The organism is Cellulomonas sp. Root485, assembly GCF_001426705.1.
In the GTDB taxonomy this organism is placed as follows: Bacteria; Actinomycetota; Actinomycetes; order Actinomycetales; family Cellulomonadaceae; genus Cellulomonas.
The window spans coordinates 224,177-242,494 of record NZ_LMFC01000005.1; the positions used below are offsets into that span (position 1 = coordinate 224,177).

The 18,318-nt window shown below is 73.4% G+C and carries 13 protein-coding genes; 3 read left to right on the top strand and 10 right to left on the bottom strand.

Going from position 1 to position 18,318, the window contains the following annotated elements; translation table 11 throughout:
* Positions 1 to 40: 40 nt before the first annotated feature.
* From ASD16_RS20465 to pnuC, 10 genes are all read right to left on the bottom strand, one after another.
* Entirely contained in the window at positions 41 to 1,429 is a 1,389-nt protein-coding gene (locus tag ASD16_RS20465) for a folylpolyglutamate synthase/dihydrofolate synthase family protein (RefSeq protein ID WP_055922330.1), read from the bottom strand.
* The gene (gene ileS / locus ASD16_RS20470) at positions 1,426 to 4,659 is read right to left on the bottom strand and encodes an isoleucine--tRNA ligase (protein ID WP_055922333.1); all 3,234 of its coding nucleotides are present in this window, start codon (positions 4,657 to 4,659) and stop codon (positions 1,426 to 1,428) included. Before ileS ends, ASD16_RS20465 begins: the two co-directional genes overlap by 4 nt.
* Before the next feature lie 235 nt (positions 4,660 to 4,894).
* Positions 4,895 to 6,640, bottom strand: a complete 1,746-nt coding sequence (locus tag ASD16_RS20475; protein ID WP_055922336.1) for a glycoside hydrolase family 9 protein — start codon at positions 6,638 to 6,640, stop codon at positions 4,895 to 4,897.
* Entirely contained in the window at positions 6,637 to 8,073 is a 1,437-nt protein-coding gene (locus ASD16_RS20480; protein WP_082571029.1) for an AMP-binding protein, read from the bottom strand. Before ASD16_RS20480 ends, ASD16_RS20475 begins: the two co-directional genes overlap by 4 nt.
* Positions 8,060 to 8,701 (bottom strand): hypothetical protein, encoded by a 642-nt coding sequence (locus tag ASD16_RS20485; protein ID WP_055922337.1) that lies wholly within the window; start codon positions 8,699 to 8,701, stop codon positions 8,060 to 8,062. The genes ASD16_RS20480 and ASD16_RS20485 overlap by 14 nt, the downstream gene beginning before the upstream one ends.
* A complete protein-coding gene (locus ASD16_RS20490; protein WP_055922341.1) occupies positions 8,682 to 10,412 on the bottom strand; it encodes a hypothetical protein in 1,731 nt (576 codons plus the stop codon). Before ASD16_RS20490 ends, ASD16_RS20485 begins: the two co-directional genes overlap by 20 nt.
* Positions 10,409 to 11,353, bottom strand: coding sequence for a hypothetical protein (locus ASD16_RS20495; RefSeq protein WP_157454050.1), 945 nt, complete (start codon positions 11,351 to 11,353; stop codon positions 10,409 to 10,411). Before ASD16_RS20495 ends, ASD16_RS20490 begins: the two co-directional genes overlap by 4 nt.
* Positions 11,350 to 12,945, bottom strand: a complete 1,596-nt coding sequence (locus tag ASD16_RS20500) for an AAA family ATPase (protein WP_055922347.1) — start codon at positions 12,943 to 12,945, stop codon at positions 11,350 to 11,352. Before ASD16_RS20500 ends, ASD16_RS20495 begins: the two co-directional genes overlap by 4 nt.
* A complete protein-coding gene (locus ASD16_RS20505; RefSeq protein WP_055922350.1) occupies positions 12,942 to 14,009 on the bottom strand; it encodes an AAA family ATPase in 1,068 nt (355 codons plus the stop codon). Before ASD16_RS20505 ends, ASD16_RS20500 begins: the two co-directional genes overlap by 4 nt.
* Positions 14,006 to 14,596 (bottom strand): nicotinamide riboside transporter PnuC, encoded by a 591-nt coding sequence (gene pnuC / locus ASD16_RS20510; protein WP_055922353.1) that lies wholly within the window; start codon positions 14,594 to 14,596, stop codon positions 14,006 to 14,008. The genes ASD16_RS20505 and pnuC overlap by 4 nt, the downstream gene beginning before the upstream one ends.
* Before the next feature lie 38 nt (positions 14,597 to 14,634).
* On the opposite strand from pnuC, the gene ASD16_RS20515 reads away from it, so the two are divergent.
* The 3 genes from ASD16_RS20515 to ASD16_RS20525 all read left to right on the top strand — a co-directional run bounded on the left by ASD16_RS20515 (position 14,635) and on the right by ASD16_RS20525 (position 18,309).
* Complete coding sequence (locus ASD16_RS20515) at positions 14,635 to 15,306, top strand: HAD hydrolase-like protein (protein WP_055922354.1); 672 nt, start codon at positions 14,635 to 14,637, stop codon at positions 15,304 to 15,306.
* A gap of 52 nt (positions 15,307 to 15,358) precedes the next feature.
* Positions 15,359 to 16,114, top strand: a complete 756-nt coding sequence (locus tag ASD16_RS20520; protein ID WP_055922357.1) for a MerR family transcriptional regulator — start codon at positions 15,359 to 15,361, stop codon at positions 16,112 to 16,114.
* A 131-nt stretch (positions 16,115 to 16,245) separates the two neighbouring features.
* The gene (locus tag ASD16_RS20525; RefSeq protein ID WP_055922557.1) at positions 16,246 to 18,309 is read left to right on the top strand and encodes a PQQ-dependent sugar dehydrogenase; all 2,064 of its coding nucleotides are present in this window, start codon (positions 16,246 to 16,248) and stop codon (positions 18,307 to 18,309) included.
* Positions 18,310 to 18,318: the final 9 nt, after the last annotated feature.

An 18,318-nucleotide genomic window follows, 5' to 3' on the forward strand; every position in this document is an offset into this window, starting at 1 on the left:
CGCGCGCCTCGCGGGACTCACCCGGACGGGTGACCAGGAGTCAGGGACGACCGAGCAGCCGACGCGCCTCCGCCACGAGCAGGATCGAGCCGGTGACCAGGACCCCGGACCCGCGCTCGACCTCGCTCTCCGCACGGGCCACCGCGAGGTCGAGGGCGTCGTTCAGGCGCTCGGCCACGTGCACCCGGTCCTCGCCGAAGATGTCGATGGCCACCTCAGCGAGGTCGTCGACCTCGAGCGCGCGCGTGTTCGACGCACGGGTGATCACGACCTCGGCCAGCACCGGCTCGAGCAGGGAGAGCATGCCCTCGGGGTCCTTGTCCGCCATCACGCCGACGATGCCGACGAGCCGGTGGAACTCGAACGCCTCCTCGATCGCCGAGACGAGCGCCTCGACGCCCGCCGGGTTGTGCGCGCCGTCGACGATGATCGTCGGGCTGGAGCGCACCACCTCGAGCCGGCCCGGGGAGTCGACGTCGGCGAACGCGACCTCGACGACGCCGGGGTCCAGCGCCCGACCGCCCGTGAGGAGTGCCTCGGTGGCGGTCAGGGCGAGCAGGGCGTTGTGCGCCTGGAACTCGCCGTGCAGGGGCAGGAAGATCTCGGTGTAGGTGCCGCCGAGCGTCTGCAGCGTGATCAACTGGCCGCCGACCGCCACCTGCCGCTCACCGACCTCGATGTCGACGCCCTCGCGCACGACGCGGGCACCCTTCTCCGCCGCAGCGGCCAGGACCACGCCCTCGACGTCCTCCTGCTGGGCGGCCAGGACCAGCGTCGCGCCGTCCTTGACGATCCCCGCCTTGACCGACGCGATGTCGAGCAGCGTGTCGCCCAGGTAGCGCTCGTGGTCCATCGAGATCGGCGTGATGATCGCGACCTCGCCGTCCGCGACGTTGGTCGAGTCCCACAGACCGCCCATGCCGACCTCGACCACAGCCACGTCGACCGGTGCGTCCGCGAAGGCTGCGAACGCCATCACCGTGAACACCTCGAAGAACGAGAGCTGCGGCTTGCCCTCGGCCGCGGAGCGCTGGTCGACCAGGTGGACGTACGGCGCCACGTCCTGCCACACCTCGACGAACCGCTCGTCGCTGATGGGCTCGCCGTCGATCACGATGCGCTCGTTCACGCGCGACAGGTGCGGGCTGGTGAACCGGCCCGTGCGCAGGCCGTGCTCCCGGACCAGGCGCTCGACCATGCGCGACGTCGACGTCTTGCCGTTGGTGCCCGTGACGTGCACCACCCGGTACGCCTTCTGCGGGTCGCCGAGGAGCTCCATGACGGCGAGCGTCCGGTCGAACGTCGGGTCGATCTCGTGCTCGGGGGCCCGCGCCAGGATCCCGCGGTACACCTCGTCGGCGGCTGCCCTGGCCTCCTTCTCGGCCTCCTTGCGCAGGTGCTCGGACCCTCCGTGCTCGTGCGGGCTCATGCCTCGTACCCTCCGGCGTCGACGGCTTCCACGGTCGCCCGCAGCTCGGGCCCCGTCTCGATCTCGACCGACAGCGCCAACGTCTCGCGCGCGACGGTGTCGCGGTGCTGCTCGACGGCGGCCACGTGCTCCGTCGGGACGTCGAGGGTGAGCAGGATGCGGTCGCCCACCTGCAGGCCGGCGGCCTTGCGGGCGTCCTGCACGACGCGGACGACGTCGCGGGCGTAGCCCTCGGCGCGCAGCTCGTCGTCCAGGGTCAGGTCGAGCACGACGAAGCCGCCGCCCGGCAGGACCGCAGCCGCTCCACCTTCGGCCCCCACGACCGTCGTCAGCTCGTACTCCGCCGGCTCCAGCGCCACGTCGCCGTCGTCGGTGGTGACCACGACCGTGTCGCCGTCGACGCGCCACGCCTCGGCACGCGCGGCCTTGATGACCGCCTGTACCCCGCGACCCAGCCGCGGGCCGGCCGCACGGGCGTTGACCGCGAGGCGCTGCGTGATGCCGAAGCGCTCCGCGGTGCCGGCGTCGGCCGTGACCAGGTCGACCCGCTTGACGTTGAGCTCGGCCGCGAGCAGGTCGCGGTACGGCGCCAGGGCGTCCGCGTCGTCGACCGCGACCGTGAGCGTGTGCAGCGGCTGCCGGACGCGCACGCCGGCGGCCTTGCGCAGGCCGAGCGCGGTCGACGTCACGGCGCGGACCTGGTCCATCGCAGCGACGAGCGCCTCGTCGGCGGGTGCCAGGTCCACCTCGGGCCAGTCGGTCAGGTGCACGCTGCGCCCACCCGTCAGACCCCGCCAGACCTCCTCCGTGACCAGCGGCGCGAGCGGTGCCATGACACGCGTGAGCACCTCGAGGCTGGTCCAGAGCGTGTCGAACGCGTCGGCGTCCTCGGCCCAGAACCGGTCCCGCTGGGTGCGCACGTACCAGTTGGTCAGGACGTCGAGGTGCTCGCGCACGCTCTCGCACGCCGCCGAGATGTCGTAGGCGTCCAGCTGCTCCGTGGTGCGCGCCACCAGGTCCCGCGTGCGCGCCAGGACGTACCGGTCCATCGGTGCGAGCGTCGCCGCACGCGCCGCGTCGACCGGCTTCGCGAGGTAGCCGGCTCCGCTGTCCGCGGCACCCGCGTACAGCGAGAAGAAGTAGTACGTGCTCCACAGCGGCAGCAGCACCTGCCGGACGCCGTCGCGGATGCCGTCCTCGCCGACGATGAGGTTGCCCCCACGCAGGATCGAGCTCGACATGAGGAACCAGCGCACGGCGTCGGAGCCGTACAGGTCCCACATCTCCGCCGGGTCGGGGAAGTTGCGCAGCGACTTGCTGGCCTTGCGGCCGTCGTCGCCCAGCACGATGCCGTGGCACAGCACGTTGCGGAACGACGGGCGGTCGAACAGCGCCGTGGCCAGCACGTGCAGCGTGTAGAACCAGCCGCGGGTCTGGCCGATGTACTCGACGATGAAGTCGCCCGGGTAGTGGTGCTCGAACCAGTCCGCGTTCTCGAACGGGTAGTGCACCTGGGCGAACGGCATCGACCCGCTGTCGAACCACACGTCGAGGACGTCCGGGATGCGGCGCATCGTGCTCCGCCCGGACGGGTCGTCCGGGTTCGGGCGCGTCAGCTCGTCGACGAAGGGCCGGTGCAGGTCGGGCTCGCCCGCCTCGTTCGTCGGCACGCGGCCGAAGTCGGCCTCCAGCTCCGCCAGCGAGCCGTACACGTCGACGCGCGGGTACGACGGGTCGTCGGACACCCATACGGGGATCGGCGTGCCCCAGTAGCGGTTGCGGCTGATCGACCAGTCGCGCGCGTTCGAGAGCCACTTGCCGAACTGGCCGTCCTTGATGTGCTCCGGCGTCCAGGCGATGTCCTGGTTGAGCTCGACCATGCGGTCGCGGAAGTCGCTCACGCGCACGAACCAGCTGGTCACCGCCTTGTAGATCAGGGGGTTCCGGCAGCGCCAGCAGTGCGGGTAGGAGTGCTCGTACGTCTCGTGGCGCACCAGGACGCTGCGCTGGTCCGCGGCGACGCGCGCCAGCGGGCCGGTACCCGCCTTGAGGTCCGCGATGATCGGCTTGTTGGCGTCGAACACCAGCTGCCCGACGTAGTCCGGCACCTCGGTGGTGAACAGGCCCTTGGAGTCGACGGGCACGACGGGCGCGATGCCGACGGCCTCGCACGCGACCATGTCGTCCTCACCGAACGCGGGTGCCATGTGCACGATGCCCGAGCCGTCCTCGGTGGTCACGAAGTCGCCGAGCAGCACCTGGTGGGCGTTCTCGCGGCCGGTGAAGTAGTCGAACGGCGGCGTGTAGCGGCGGCCCGCGAGGTCGCGTCCTTTCACGGTGGCCACGACGGTCGCCTCGCCGAGCTCCTTGGCGTACGCGCCCACGCGAGCGGCCGCGAGCACCACGAGCTCGCCCTCCAGAAGGCTTCCCGGACCCGGCTCCACGGTGACGTAGTCCACGTCCGGCCCGACCGCGATCGCGAGGTTGCTCGGCAGTGTCCAGGGCGTGGTCGTCCAGATGAGCGCGAGCTCGCCGGTCTCCAGGCGCAGGCCGACCGTCAGCGCGGGGTCCTGGCGCGACTGGTAGACGTCGTCGTCCATGCGCAGCTCGTGGTTGGACAGCGGGGTCTCGTCGCGCCAGCAGTACGGCAGCACCCGGTAGCCCTCGTACGCCATGTCCTGGTCGTAGAGGCGCTTGAACGCCCAGATGACCGACTCCATGAAGGTCACGTCGAGCGTCTTGTAGTCGTGGTCGAAGTCGACCCAGCGCGCCTGGCGCGTCACGTACTCGCGCCACTCCCCCGTGTACCGCAGCACCGACTCGCGGCACGCCTGGTTGAACGCGGCGAGCCCCATCTCCTCGATCTGGGAGGTGTCGGTGATGCCGAGCAGCCGCTGCGCCTCGAGCTCGGCGGGGAGACCGTGCGTGTCCCAGCCGAACCGGCGCTCCACGCGGCGGCCGCGCATCGTCCGGTAGCGCGGCACGACGTCCTTGGCGTACCCGGTCAGCAGGTGGCCGTAGTGCGGCAGGCCGTTGGCGAACGGAGGGCCGTCGTAGAAGACGTACTCGTTGCTGCCGTTCTCGCCGGCCTCGCGAGCGTCGATCGACGCCTGGAACGTGCCGTCCTCCTCCCAGAAGGCGAGGACATCCTTCTCGAGGGCGGGCAGGTCCGGCGACGCGGGCACGGACGAGGCGGGGCGGTGCAGCGGGTAGCGCGGTGCGGCAGTCACCGTCGGTTCTCCTGGTCGATCTCGCTCACGGCCGCGAGGACGACCAGCCCCAGGACGGGGACGACCGCGGTACCACCTCGCTTGCCGGCGTCCCCGGGGGGTCGTCGACCACTCTCTGCGGCTGTGACGGGCCTGCCCCGTCCGGTTCTACTGAGGCCCCGTGCAAGGCCCGTTCTTCCGGAGGCTCACCGGTGATGGCCGGGTCGACGCCTGTGCGCCCAGGATACCCGGACGTCTAGCTGTTTCCCGTCGAGAGGTACGACGCGACCCACGCGAGCGCCGAGTTCCAGTTGATCGTCATCTCGTTGACGCCGTACGCGCCGATGTCGTCGACGAAGCAGCACTGCGCCGTGCTGCCCGCCAGGGCCGCCGAGACAGGGTCCGGGCAGTCGGAGTTCGGACCGCCCGAGACCGTGCCCCGCGGCGGGTGCGGGAGGCTCGGGTCGAGCTGGTGGGCGTACCAGCGGCTGTGCTGGTTGCGGACGTCGCGCGTGCCGTACCCGGTCACGTAGGAGATGCCGAGGGCGTTGCGGCCGAACAGGTAGTCGACCCCGGAGAGGACGGCGTCGCGGTACGTCGGGTCGCCGGTGATCTCGTGCGCGGCCGCGAGCACCGCGAGGTTGTTGAGGAGCAGCCCGTTGGAGCCCCAGTCGTAGCGGCCGGACGTCGGCACGTACGGGTGGCCGAAGGGTTGCGTGGCCTGCCGCTCCCGGAGCGCGTCGGCGGCCTCGACGACGGACGCCCGGACGGCGTCCCGCTCCGGCAGCGCGCTCGCGACCGTGGCCAGCTGGAGGCGCGACCATGCCGCGACGTGGTTCCAGTCGAAGCCCTCGGGCCGGAACATCGGCGCGTACCGGTTCGCCCGCACGTCGTCGGCGTACCGCTCGTCGCCGGTCGTCAGGTAGAGCTCGGTGGCCGCCCAGAGGCGGTCGTCGTCAAGGTCGGCGTCGTCGTAGGGGCCGCTGCCCGCGTTCGCGAGGACGTTGGTGTCGGGTGCGAGCAGCACCGGGTGCTCGTGGGCCGCGTCGTACGCGTCGCGTGCCGCGGTGCGCAGGAGCTCGGCGAAGGCCTCGTCATGCGGCGCGAACACGCGGGCGCCCTGGGCCGCGACGGCCGCGAGGTTGAGCGTCGCCGCGGTCGACGGGCGGTGCAGGTAGCGCGGCTGCGGGTCGTCGGCGGGCAGCATCGGCAGTGGCACCCACCGCTCGTCGGACACCTTGTGATGAACCAGCCCGGCGTACCGCTCCCCCGCCGGGACGCGCATGCGCAGCATCCAGTCGATCTCCCAGCGCACCTCGTCGAGCACGTCCGGCATGCCGTTGCCCGCCTCGGGGACGCGCAGCGCGCCGTCGCCGAGCGCGTCCGATCTCCCCGTGCGCAGCGCGCGCTCGTACAGGCCGAGCAGCTGCGCGACGGCGATGCCGCCGTTGACGACGTACTTGCCCTGGTCGCCGGCGTCGTACCAGCCGCCCGTCACGTCGAGCGCGTAGCCGCCGGTCCAGCCGTCGTACAGGTCGACGCCGTCCGCCGTCGTCGCGTGGCCCGCCGGAAGGCACGGGACCGCACCGTCGCCCCGGTTGGGGGCGATGTCGACGTGACCGGCGGCGCGCCCGTAGCCCGGGCCCAGCAGCGCCTCGTCGATCGCGATGCCGCTGCGCTGGCCGTAGAAGACGGTGAGGGAGTCGACGCGGAGGTCGTCGTAGAGGCCCGTCTCGATGGAGAACGGGTCGGACGTCGCACCGTCGGCCTCCAGCACGAAGGAGCCGCGCTCTCGCACCTCGTCGAACCGGATGACGTGCACGTCCAGCCCGGCTGACGGGTCGTGGCCCTGCGGCTGCGACTCGCCCTGCGCCACCACGACCTCGGCTCGCACGAGCCGCCACGGCACGCTCGCCGTCGCGTCGGTCACGAGCGTGGCCGCCTTGGGTCCGTCGGGTGGGTAGCCGACCTGGTTGACCCGCACGCGCGGCGCGTCCGTCATGAGTCCTCCTGTGCGTCGCAGCGGAAGCGGCGTGGCTTGCCCGGGCCGAGCGCCGACGGGTCGGTCACCACGTCGACCTGGACGGGCCGCATCAGCCAGCGGCCGATGGCCTCGCCCGCGGCGGCCGGGTCGACCGGCACACCCACGAGCGGCAGCGCAGTCAGCCGGACGGAGCCGTCGGCATCCTGGACGAGCTCCCAGCCGGCCAGGCCGTAGGCCTGGAGCAGCTGGGTCGCATCGATCGACGAGTGCCACGACCCGTCGGCCGCGCGGAAGCGCACCGGCGCGCGGCCCTCCAGGCCGATGAGCACCGTGCCGCGGTGGTCGCGGACGAGCGCAGCGGTGTCCCCCGTGCGGTACCGCAGGAGCGGGAGGTACGGGTTCTCGTCGACGGTGACCACGACCTCGCCGCGCTGCCCGTCCGGCACGGACGCGCCCTGCTCGTCGAGCACCTCGACCCACACCCGGCGCGGCACGACGACGTGCCCGTCCCCGTCGGTCGACGCGGCGATCGGTCCCGTCTCGCGCAGCCCGTACAGGTCGACCACGGGGCAGCCCCACGTGGCGGTCACGGCGTCGCGCACGGCCGGCGGCAGGTCCGTCGCGCCGTTGACCACCGCCACCGGGTGCAGGTCCAGCCCGTCGCGCACCAGGTCGAGCAGCCGCAGCAGCGGGAGGGTCGACGTGCTGATGACCTGCGGATCGGCGGCGGCCAGGTACCGCTCGCGGTCGCCGTCCGCCCGCCACGCCGAGCGCTCCAGGTTCAGGCGCGCCATCACGGGCGCGGGCTGCCCTGCCGCGCGACCGAAGGCCGTCATCGCCGAGACGTAGGTGAACGACGCCCGCTGGTCAACCAGGTTGACCAGGCCGAGCCGGTCGGGGTCCGGCCGCCACACGGCACCCGTGGCGGCCACCAGGTGCTGGAGCAGGACCAGGTCCGCGGCCACCGACACCGGGTGCAGGGGAACGTTCAGCGCTGCACCCGTGTGGCCCGAGCTGCTGCCCTCGAGCACCCGGTCCAGCGGCACGTCCACCGGCACGTGCGCCGCCGCGTCCGCGAGGTCCGCGCGGCTCGTCGTCGGCAGGTCCCGCAGGGGGGTGGTCGGGCCGCTGCGGCCCTCGCGAGCGGCTCGCCGCCAGCGCGGCACGGTCGCGTGGACGCGGGCGACGAGCTCGGCCACCCAGGTCGGCTCGGTGGGCTCCGCCAGCCGGGTGCGCGTGTGCTCGAGAGCGGCCAGGTCGGCGCTGTCGAGGCGGTCCCCCGTCGCGTGCACCCAGACGGGTGCGTCGAGGCGGCTACGCCACGCGTCGACGCCGGCCAGCCCGGCGGCGTCGAGCGTCGGCCACCGCTCCGCGTCGCTCAGCGCGATCGCGCCCATGGCCGCGTACTCGCCCAGCGCCGGGTCCGGGACGGCTCCCTCAGTAGTTCGCATACTGCGCCGCCGCCTCCTTCGCCCTCTGCTCGGCCAGGGCCTTGGCGAGCTCCTCCGCGCGCGCGGCCTCGACGGCCATCGCCTGCACGACCTTGCGCTGGTACGCCGAGCTGACCGCGAGCCAGCGATCGTCGGCCGTCTCGGCACGCTCGCCCGCGGGCAGCACCCCGCCGAGCCGGCAGAACGCCCGGGCGAGCTCCTCGCGGGCGTCGTCGGCCTGCACCCACTCCCGCTCGGGCCGCTGGCCGGCCAGGACGCGCTGCACCCCCTCGACGACGCGCAGGAACCAGCCCGAGAGACCGCCGGCGCCCGCGGCCGCGGCGCGGACCCCGGGGGTGCCGTGCACCGCCGGGTCGACGACGAGCCAGCAGACCAGGCCGACGAGGGCCCGGCGCGAGGCGCGGTCGGCCGGCGCCTGGAGGTCGGCGTCGAGGGCGCGCAGGGTCGGCCGGTCGAGGACCGTGCCGTCGAGCGACACCGCCACGTCCGCGACGAGGGCGGACGCGCTCACGAACGGTTCGAACAGGTCGGGCGGGGCGAGAGTCAGGCGGTGCACGAGGGCGGCGAGCGCCGGTCCGTCGCTCTGCCCGGCACGCGCGGGCTCCAGGTCATCGGGTCGACGGTCCACGGTCACCTCCCCAGGTGCTCGCGGCCATGCGGCGCACGAAGGTCAGCAGGTCGTCCTCGGTCACCACGCTGTGCACGGCGTAGCCGTCCGCACGGGACTCGAAGCGTGCGGCCCAGTCCGCGGGCACCTGGAGCACCAGGGTGCCGCCACCGTCCGCCGCGCGCAGCGCCTCCCCGGCCGTCGGGTCGTTGCGTCTCCCGTGTCCCCAGAACATCGTCTCGACGCCGTCGTCCGAGATGACGGCGATGTGCGTCGGACCGCGCCGGGCGGGCGGGGCGCCGCTCGCGGGGTCACCGAGGTGGGTGCGGCGCAGCAGGTCGAGCGGGAACGCGGTGCCCTGGCCGAAGTACGCGACGACCGCCCGCAGGACCGCGTCGGCGTCCCGCGTGAACCCGTCCGTCCCCGCCACCTGGTTCGGGCCGCTCCAGGTCGTGGCCTGCACCCGGGCACCGGCGCGCAGCGCCGAGAGGGCGAGGATCGCACCGGCCAGCGCGATGGGCGCTCGGGCCCGTCGCGGGTCGGGCATGGAGCCCGACGAGTCGAGGTACAGGTCGAGGTCGACGGGCCGGGCCTCGACCGACTCCTCGGGGTCGTCCAGGTACGCCCGGCGCACGGTCGTCATCCCCGGCACCACGACCGGCGACGCGGTCACCGTGCCCGTCCAGTCGACGGTGGACAGGTCGTCACCGACCTCCCACGGCTCCAGCCCCGCCAGCAGCTCCTCCGCTCGCCGGGGCATCGGACGGGTGGGGAACGGCACGAGGTGCCGAGCGGCCTGTGCCCGGTACCAGGCGATGGCGACGTCCTCGGCGGTGGTCGGCGAGCCGAGCGCCTGCAGCACCGCGTGCAGCGCACCCGGTGCCAGCGAGTTCCCACCGCCCGCCGGCGCCGAGGGGGCCTCCTGCTCCGCGTCCGGGGACGTCTCGACGACGCCGACGACGCGCGGGTCCCGCGACGGGTGCAGGGCCGGCGCCCCGAGCGTCGGGTCCGTGGCGACGCCGAACGGCAGAGACCCGTCGCCGCCCGTCGGGCCGCCGCACGCGACGACGGTCCCCGGCTCCTGGGCGCGCAGCTGCTCGACGGGGATCGTGGTGCGCACGAGCGTCGCGAAGCCGGCGGCACCGCCGACCGGGTCACGGGCGTAGGCCCGCACCAGCCGGGCGCAGAGCTGCGCCTGGTCGTCCGGTGCGGCCTGGTCGCCGATCAGGGTGCCGCGCTCCAGACCCCAGAGGATCTCGTTCGTGCGGGACACGAGGAGCATGAGCGCGTTGTCCGGGTCGGGCGGACCGACCGCCGCGGACAGCGCCGCGCGGTCCACCCCGAGCTGCCGCTGCAGGCGGTCGTTGATGAGCAGGTCGCACCACAGGTTGGCGACGAGGCCGACCAGGTGGTCGAGGTCGACGAGCCCGACCCGGACGCGCGCGGCGATGCGCACCTGCGACGCCCAGTCCACCGGCGCGAGCAGGTGGTGGCCGATCTCGTGCGCGAGGACCGCGAGCGCGTGGTCCTCGATGTGCCGCTCCTGGACGACGGTCAGGTCGACGTGGACCTCGACGTCGTCGAGGGAGTACCACGCCCACGACGGCATGCCACAGGGGTCGGTGTGCAGCACGGGCGCGTGCAGGCGTGACGTGCGGCCCCAGGTGGCGAGCGCGCGCGGCCACGTCGCGCGCCAGCGCCGCTCGACGTCCTCCAGGGCCTCGACCGTCACGACGCGACCCTGACCACGTCGACCCAGTAGGAGTGCCGGCGGCTCACGACGACCACGCGCGGGTCGCCGCCCGCGGCGGACCACCCGGTGACCTCGTCGTCCCACGGGACGGGCAGGTGCGGTGCGGCGGCGCGCTCCTGCACGTCGGTCGAGTCGAGCCGCACGACGGCGCTCCCGTGCAGGTCGGCCAGCACGGCCCAGCACTCGCCGTCGGCCCGCACGTGGCAGCCCCAGAGGGCACCGGACGAGACCCGCGGGACGGCGAGCCACGGACCGCCGAACCCGCGGAAGCCGCCGATGCGGCGCAGCACCCCGGTGGTCTGCGCGCGTCCGGGCCACCACCACGGGTCCGCGGTGTGCGCGTCGAGCACCGCCTGCGGCGAGGTCCCCGGGGCCAGTCCGAGGGCTGCGACGGCCAGCGGTGCCGGCAACCGGGCGGCGGCAGCCAGCGCGGCCGAGCGGAACCGGACGGCGCCCGCGCGCCACGTCGCGACGAGCACCGTCGCCCGTAGGTGGTCGACGTCCTGGGTGGGCGGCATGGCGGCGAGCAGGTCGGCGAGGACGATGCGGTCGGCGCTGCGCTGCACCGTGGGCGCGGACGCCACCAGGAGCGGCACGACCACGTCGGGCCGTGCCCGGACGAGCGCGACCGCGCGCGGCACGACCTCCAGCAGCGCCGCCCGCTCCGCGGCGCCCGCTCGCCACCGGCCGCGTGCGGCGAGGTCGGTCGCCGCCGTCAGCAGCGCGCGACCGACCTGCGGGTCGAGCTCGCCGCCCTCGGCCAGCCCGTCGGCGACGGCCGCGACGTCGACGGCAGAGGCACGCACGGACTCCGGGTCGCCGCAGCGCGCGGCGGCCTCGCGGAGCACGTCGTCGACGAACGCGCGGTCCAGCACCAGGAAACGGCCGTACGCGGTCGCCCGGTCGAGCACCGTCGTCACGCGCCGCTCCAGCGCAGCCACGCGAGGTAGCCGGAGTACCGCTGGTGGGCGTACTTCAGGGCGAGCGCGTCCTCGTACAGGCTGCCGTGCAGCTTGGTGGTGTCCTGCCAGCCCGCGAGGATTCCTTCGATGTGGGCTAGGCGGCGACGCACCTCCGCCTCCGGCAGGCCGTCGAGCCCGGCGTGGAGCTCGGCGAGGACCGCGCCGACGGGGTCGTCGGTGTCCAGCCCCTCGGCGTCGTAGAGCACGCACGCGCTGTCGAACAGGTCTCGCAGCCACGAGACGCGGTCGATCCGCATCGCCTCGCGGGCCGGGTCCTCGAACGACGGCGACGCGAGGTCCGGCTGCAGCTTGTCGTGCAGGACGAACGGCAGCACGGCCCGCAGGTCATCGAGCCCGACCTCGGGCTGGCCGCGGAAGTAGGCCATCGCCTTCGCGTACAGGACGAGGGACTGCAGGGCGCGCACGGACAGCCCGTTGAGCGTCTGCGCGCCGATGTCCGCCCGCAGGTCACGGCCGGTGTCCTGCGCCAGGATCCGGTGCGGGTCCTCCCCCGCGAGCCGGACGGTGTCCTTGGTGCGGTACTCGAGCTGGATGGCCCCGCGCTCCGCGAGCTCGAGCTGCGACGCGAAGTACTCCAGCCGGCGCCGCACGTGCTGCGGCACGGGCACGGCGACGACCTCGCGGTGCAACCGGTCGTGCTCGTCCGCGTCGAACACCACCGCCGGCGGGACGTGCTCCTCCGGCCGCAGCCGGCGCTCGGCCCGGTCCACCAGCTCGCCGACGAAGCGGGAGTTGAACGAGAGGGCCTTCACGACGACGTCGATGCGGTCCCGGAGCGCGTCGACGACCTGGAACGTCCCGCCGCCGGCGTCGTCGTTCGCGGTGAGGTACCAGGCGGCGGCGCCCGTCTCGTAGACCTGGTCGAAGACCTCGACGTACCCGTCCGCGAGCACGGTCAGGAGCGCCGACTGGGTGCGCGTCGGGATGCGGTTGTACTCGTCGACGATCTTCACGCGACGGCCCAGCCACGACCGCCAGGCGACGTCGATGTCCGCGAGGCTCTTCGCGGCGACCAGGTCGCTGGGCAGAGGCGTGCCGAACATGTCCTGGACCGTGAGCTGCGGGTGGCCGTGCTGCATGGCCCGCCGGACCTCGCGCACCGGGTAGCCCGCGAGGACTCCCATGAGCACGGCGCTCGCGGTCTTGCCGCGACCCGGTCCCCCGACCAGCAGGCAGCGACCGCGTACGGCGAACGTGAGCAGCGGGAGCAGGACGAAGGACGAGTACGACTGGTCGGTGGGCAGGTCCACCTCGGCCTTGGAGTCACCGAGCCGGAACCGGGTGCGCGGGCGGTCGGGGTCGTGGAACTCGACGTCGTAGTGCGGGCTGATGATGCCGTGGTTGACCATCCAGAAGTACGCCTGGCGCAGCTTCTCGTCGAGCGCGGGCCCGGCGCTCCCGGTCGGGGCCTCGGCGCCGGCGAAGAGCTGGTCGACGTCGAGCTCCAGGCGGGTGCGCGCCGGTCCCGTGCCCGCCCGCGTCGGGGCTGCGGAGACCTGCGCGAACGTCTCGTCGGGGTGCGTCGTCACGCGCCCGAGTCTGGCAGAGACAGGGCCGCGACCAGGTCGGGGACCACCTCGTGGCGCTGTTCCATCGGCTCGGCGAGCCACCGTGGCCGCCTGCCGAGCGGCTCGACCAGAGCGAGCGCCTCCGCGAGCCTGTCGTCGGGCGTGCCGCGCAGCTCGACCCAGGGGGCGTCCTGCGCCGCGAGCACCTCCCGGAACCGGTCCTGCATCGCGTGCCGGAGGTGCTCGCCGTCGCGCAGTCCGTCCTGCACGAAGGGGATCTCGTCACCGGTAAGGAGGTAGAGGTCGGGGACGCGGGCTGCCGCGAGCGCCTCGACCGACGGCGACGGGCGGCCGACGTAACGCTCGTGCCAGACGGCGGTCGCCAGGACGTCGGTGTCGCAGACGAGCAGCGGGACCGGGGTGCGGGCGGCGGCGTCGTCCTCGAGTCGCGCCTGCTCGCGGGCGATGAGGTCGAACTCCGCGGGGTGCCACGGCGCCGCGAAGCCGCCGGGCCGGACCTGCGACCACTCGCGCCCGAACTCCGCGACGGTCGGCAGCCCGAGCTGAGCCGTCAGGGCCTCGGCGAGCGTCGTCGTGCCCGTCGACTCGGCGCCGATCACGACGACCCGACGCACGAACCACGCGCGCACCGCCGTCGGCAACGCCCACCAGTACGCACCCGGGTCGGCCCGGACGGCCCGCGCGCTGACCGGCGTCCCGCTCCGGGTCGGATCGACCTGCACCCAGCGTGCACCGAGGCGGCGGGCGAGCTCCTCGCCGTAGTCGTCGGAGCTGTACAGGGCGTCCACCTGGGCGTCGAGCAGGTTCTCGATGATCGCGGTGTGCGCCCGCCACGCGGTCTCGCTCGCGTAGTCGACGGGCTCGTCGTCGAGTCCAGCGACCACGTGGGCGCCGGGGAGCTCCTCGCGCAGCCATCGCGCACGCAGCTCCGCGGGGAGGCTCTCCTGCGACGAGCCGAGCACCAGGACCGTGACCCGCTCGCAGCGGGCCAGCGCGGCCCGGACGAGTGCGAGGTGGCCGGCGTGCGGCGGGTAGAACTTGCCGATGACGAGGCCGTGCGTCATACCGGCACCGCCACCTGCGCAGGGTCGGCACCGGGGACCAGAGCACGCCGCCAGTCGCGCCATCCCAGCAGGCACAACCCGATGAAGCCGGCGTACAGGACGGCGGTCAGGACCAGGCCCTGGCTGGCGTACAGGCCGACGAGGACGACGTCGGTGCCGATCCACACGGCCCAGCTCCCCAGCCACTTGCGGCCCAGCATGACCTGCGCGACGAGGCTGGACGACGTGGTCAGCGCGTCCCAGAACGGTGCCGCCGAACCCGCGGTCGCGGACAGCAGCACGGTCAGCCCGACGGTGGCCAGGGCGAGCACGGCCGCGCCCGCGGGCCAGACCCACCGCGGCGTCCGGGTGACCACGAGAGGCCGGCGATCCGCCCCACCGCGCACCCACCACACCCAGCCGAGCACGGCGAGGCCGGCGAAGACGACCTGGAGCCCCGCGTTCGCGTAGAGGCCGGCGTCCGCGAACAACCAGAGGAACAGCAGGTTGTTCGCGATGCCGACGGGAAAGTTCCAGACGTTCTGCCGGGTCGCCAGCCAGACGCACGCGGCGCCGCTGACGAACCCCAGGACCTCGACCCAGCTCACGACCGCACACCCTACGGCGGTGGGAGAGGATCGAGGGCGTGACCTCACCCCTCGTCCTCCTCGACCTCGACGGCACGCTCCTCGACTCCATCTCCGGCATCACCGCATCCATCAGCGTGGCGTTCCGCCGCTGCGGCCTGCCCATCCCGACGACCGCCGAGCTTCGCGCGTTCGTCGGGCCGCCGATCGGCGACAGCATGCGGGCGCACGGCGTCCCCGAGGACCGCGTCGACGAGGTCATCACGGCGTACCGCGAGGACTTCGGTGTGACGGGGATGTACGACGCGACCGTCTACGACGGCGTCCCCGAGCTGCTCGCCGACCTGCGCGCCGCGGGGTGCCGGCTGGTCGTCGCGACGTCCAAGCCGGAGCCGTTCGCCGTGCCGATCTGCGCGGACCGCGGACTCACCCCGCTCCTCGACGGAGTGTTCGGGGCGCCGCTCGACGAGTCCGGCACGAAGGCGGACGTGATCGCCCGGGCGCTGGCCGCCGAGCCGGAGCCGGCGACGTCCGCGCTGATGGTCGGGGACCGGGAGCACGACGTGCACGGCGCCCGCGAGAACGGTCTCGACTGCGTCGGGGTGACCTGGGGGTACGCGGCTCCCGGCGAGCTCGCGGCCGCGGGTGCGGTGGTCATCGTCGGCACGGTGGACGAGCTGCGGCGCACGGTCCTGGCACGTCTTGGCGACACGATCGCACCGCGCGCTTGACCTTGACGTTGCGTCAACTCCTACCGTGGATCAGGAACGAGAGGAGGGACGCATGGAGGCCTCGATCCAGGAGGTGGCCCGGCTGACGGGCACCACCAGCCGCACCTTGCGGCACTACGACGCGATCGGGCTGCTCGAGCCCAGCCGCGTCGGCGACAACGGGTACCGCTGGTACGACGACCGCGCGCTGGTGCGGCTGCAGCGGATCCTGCTGCTCCGCGGGCTCGGGCTCGGTCTGCCCGACATCCGGCGGGTGCTGGAGCGCGAGCAGGACGAGACCGCCGCCCTGCGTCACCACCTCGACTGGCTGCGCAGCGAGCAGCGACGACTGGAGCGGCAGGCCGCCTCGGTCGAACGAACGATCACCGCACGGGAGAACGGAGGGCCACTCGTGGCCGAGAACATGTTCGACGGGTTCGACCACACCCAGTACAAGGACGAGGTCGAGCAGCGCTGGGGCGCGGACGCGTACGCGTCGTCCGACGCCTGGTGGCGTGGGATGAGCGACGACGAGCGCGCCGAGTGGAAGGCCTCGACGGCCCGGCTCGCCACCGCGTGGGGCGAGGCGGCCGCCGCCGGCACCGACCCGGTGTCCGACGAGGCCCAGGAGCTCGCGCGGCGGCACGTCGCGTGGCTCGGCGGCATCCCGGGCACGCCCGGGCAGGGCACGCAGCCGGTGAAGGAGTACGTGCTCGGCCTGGCCGACATGTACGTCGCCGACGAGCGGTTCGCCGCGAACTACGGCGGGGTCGCCGGTGCGACGTTCGTGCGGGACGCGCTGCACGAGTACGCCGCCCGGAACCTGTAGGAAGACTCACGCGGGGAGGCCTCTCGGGGCCTCCCCGCGTGCGTGTTGCGCCGGTGTACGACAGAGTGACACCCGGCGATGACTGGACCGTCGCCCAGCACCTCCCCCCGACGGCGCGGCAGGAGCACATCATGCGATGGAACCCCCTTCGGATCCCGGCGGCGGTCATCACCGCCCTCGTGCTCGTCGTCACCCTCGCAGGACCGGCTCCGGCCGCGGTCGTCGCGGGGCCCGCCCCCATCACGGGAGTCGGGTCGGGCAAGTGCCTCGACGTCAACGGCGGGGCACGGACCGCGAAGACCGGGGTGGCGATCCGTGACTGCACCGGCGCCGCCAACCAGGCGTGGACACTCACGACGAACGGCGAGCTGCAGGTCTACGACGCCGCGACCTGCCTGGACGTCGCCGGCAACGACACCACCGCACCCGCGGTCGTGCAGATCTACCCGTGCAACGGCGGCTCGAACCAGAAGTGGCGGCTGCAGACCAACGGCACGATCGTCGGTGTGCAGTCCGGGCTCTGCCTCGACGTCACCGGACGCGGCACCGCGAACGGCACCACGGTCGGGATGTGGACCTGCAACGGCCAGACGAACCAGAGCTGGACCACCTCGCTGCGCACCGCCGACACCACCGCGCCGACCGTCCCCGGCAACCCGCGCGTCAGCAACCTGACCTGCAGCTCCGTCACGTTCGCCTGGAACGCCGCGACGGACGCGGTCGGCGTCGCCTTCTACGACATCTATCACGACGGCCAGCTCATGACGTCGGTCAGCGGGAGCACGCTCTCGACCAGCCTCCCCGTCGTCGCCGGCGCGGTCTGGGGGCTCTACGTGAACGCCCGCGACGCGGCCGGCAACGTGTCGCAGGCGAGCAGCACCGTGACGATCACCGTCCCGCAGTGCCAGGCGGACACGCAGGCGCCCACCGCACCGGGCACGCCGACCGCGACGGTATCCGGGACGACCGTCACCCTGAGCTGGGCTGCCTCGACCGACAACGTCGGGGTCCGCACCTACGAGATCCGGCGCGGCGGCACCGCCGTCGGCACCGTGACCGGCACGCCGCCGGCCACGACGTTCATCGACAGCGGCCTCGCGGCGGCTACGACGTACTCGTACTCGATCGTCGCGCGGGACGCCCAGGGGAACACGTCGGCCGCGAGCGCGGCGAGGTCCGTCACCACGGGCGCGGCCTGCGGGACCGCGGTCTGCGGGGTGACCCAGGTGGGCACCGAGACGGACATCCCGTGGGGCCTCGACACCCTGCCGGACGGCTCGATCCTGTACGCCCGGCGGGACGCGCACGACGTGATCCGGCTCGACCCGGCCACCGGCGCGAAGACGAACGTCGGCACCGTGCCCAACGTGCAGAGCACCGACGGCGAGGGCGGGCTGCTCGGCCTCGCGCTCTCGCCCACGTTCGCAAGCGACCAGTGGGTGTACCTGATGCACACCTCCCCCACGGACAACCGGATCGTGCGGATCAAGCTGGTGAACAACGTGCTGGTCACCAGCACCGAGCAGGTGCTGCTCAGCGGGATCCTCCGCAACAAGTTCCACGACGGCGGCCGCCTCCGGTTCGGCCCCGACGGCAAGCTGTACGCCGCCACCGGCGACGCCCAGAACGGCGACAACGCGCAGAACACGTCGAACCTCGCCGGCAAGATCCTGCGGCTCAACCCCGACGGCACCGTCCCGTCGGACAACCCGTTCGGCAACTACGTGTGGAGCTACGGCCACCGCAACCCGCAGGGCCTCGCGTTCGACTCGCAGGGGCGGCTCTGGGAGCAGGAGTTCGGCAACTCCGTGATGGACGAGACCAACCTCATCGTCAAGGGCGGCAACTACGGCTGGCCCGCGTGCGAGGGCACCTCCGGCACGTGCGGGACCGCGGGGTTCATCGCCCCCAAGCGGACCTACCCGACGTCCGAGGGGTCGTGCTCCGGCATCGCGATCGTGCGCGACGCGCTCTACGTGGCATGCGCGCGCGGCGCCCGCATGTACCGCGCGGTCATCAGCGGGAACTCGCTGACCAACGTCCAGACCTTCTTCAGCGGGACCTACGGCCGGTTGCGGACCGTCGAGCCCGCGCCGGGCGGCGGGCTGTGGCTGACCACGACGACGACCGGGGACAAGGACAGCGTCCCGAACAACAGCAACGAGCGGATCTTCCGGGTCACGCTCGGGGGCTGATCCGGCGGG

What these genes read in the sequence shown, in the direction of transcription:
- ASD16_RS20465 (WP_055922330.1), bottom strand. Translation starts at nt 1,429, where the DNA reads ATGAGCCCGCACGAGCACGGAGGGTCCGAGCACCTGCGCAAGGAGGCC.
- ASD16_RS20480 (WP_082571029.1), bottom strand. Translation starts at nt 8,073, where the DNA reads ATGCGAACTACTGAGGGAGCCGTCCCGGACCCGGCGCTGGGCGAGTAC.
- ASD16_RS20520 (WP_055922357.1), top strand. Translation starts at nt 15,359, where the DNA reads ATGGAGGCCTCGATCCAGGAGGTGGCCCGGCTGACGGGCACCACCAGC.
- ASD16_RS20475 (WP_055922336.1), bottom strand. Translation starts at nt 6,640, where the DNA reads ATGACGGACGCGCCGCGCGTGCGGGTCAACCAGGTCGGCTACCCACCC.
- ASD16_RS20505 (WP_055922350.1), bottom strand. Translation starts at nt 14,009, where the DNA reads ATGACGCACGGCCTCGTCATCGGCAAGTTCTACCCGCCGCACGCCGGC.
- ASD16_RS20525 (WP_055922557.1), top strand. Translation starts at nt 16,246, where the DNA reads ATGCGATGGAACCCCCTTCGGATCCCGGCGGCGGTCATCACCGCCCTC.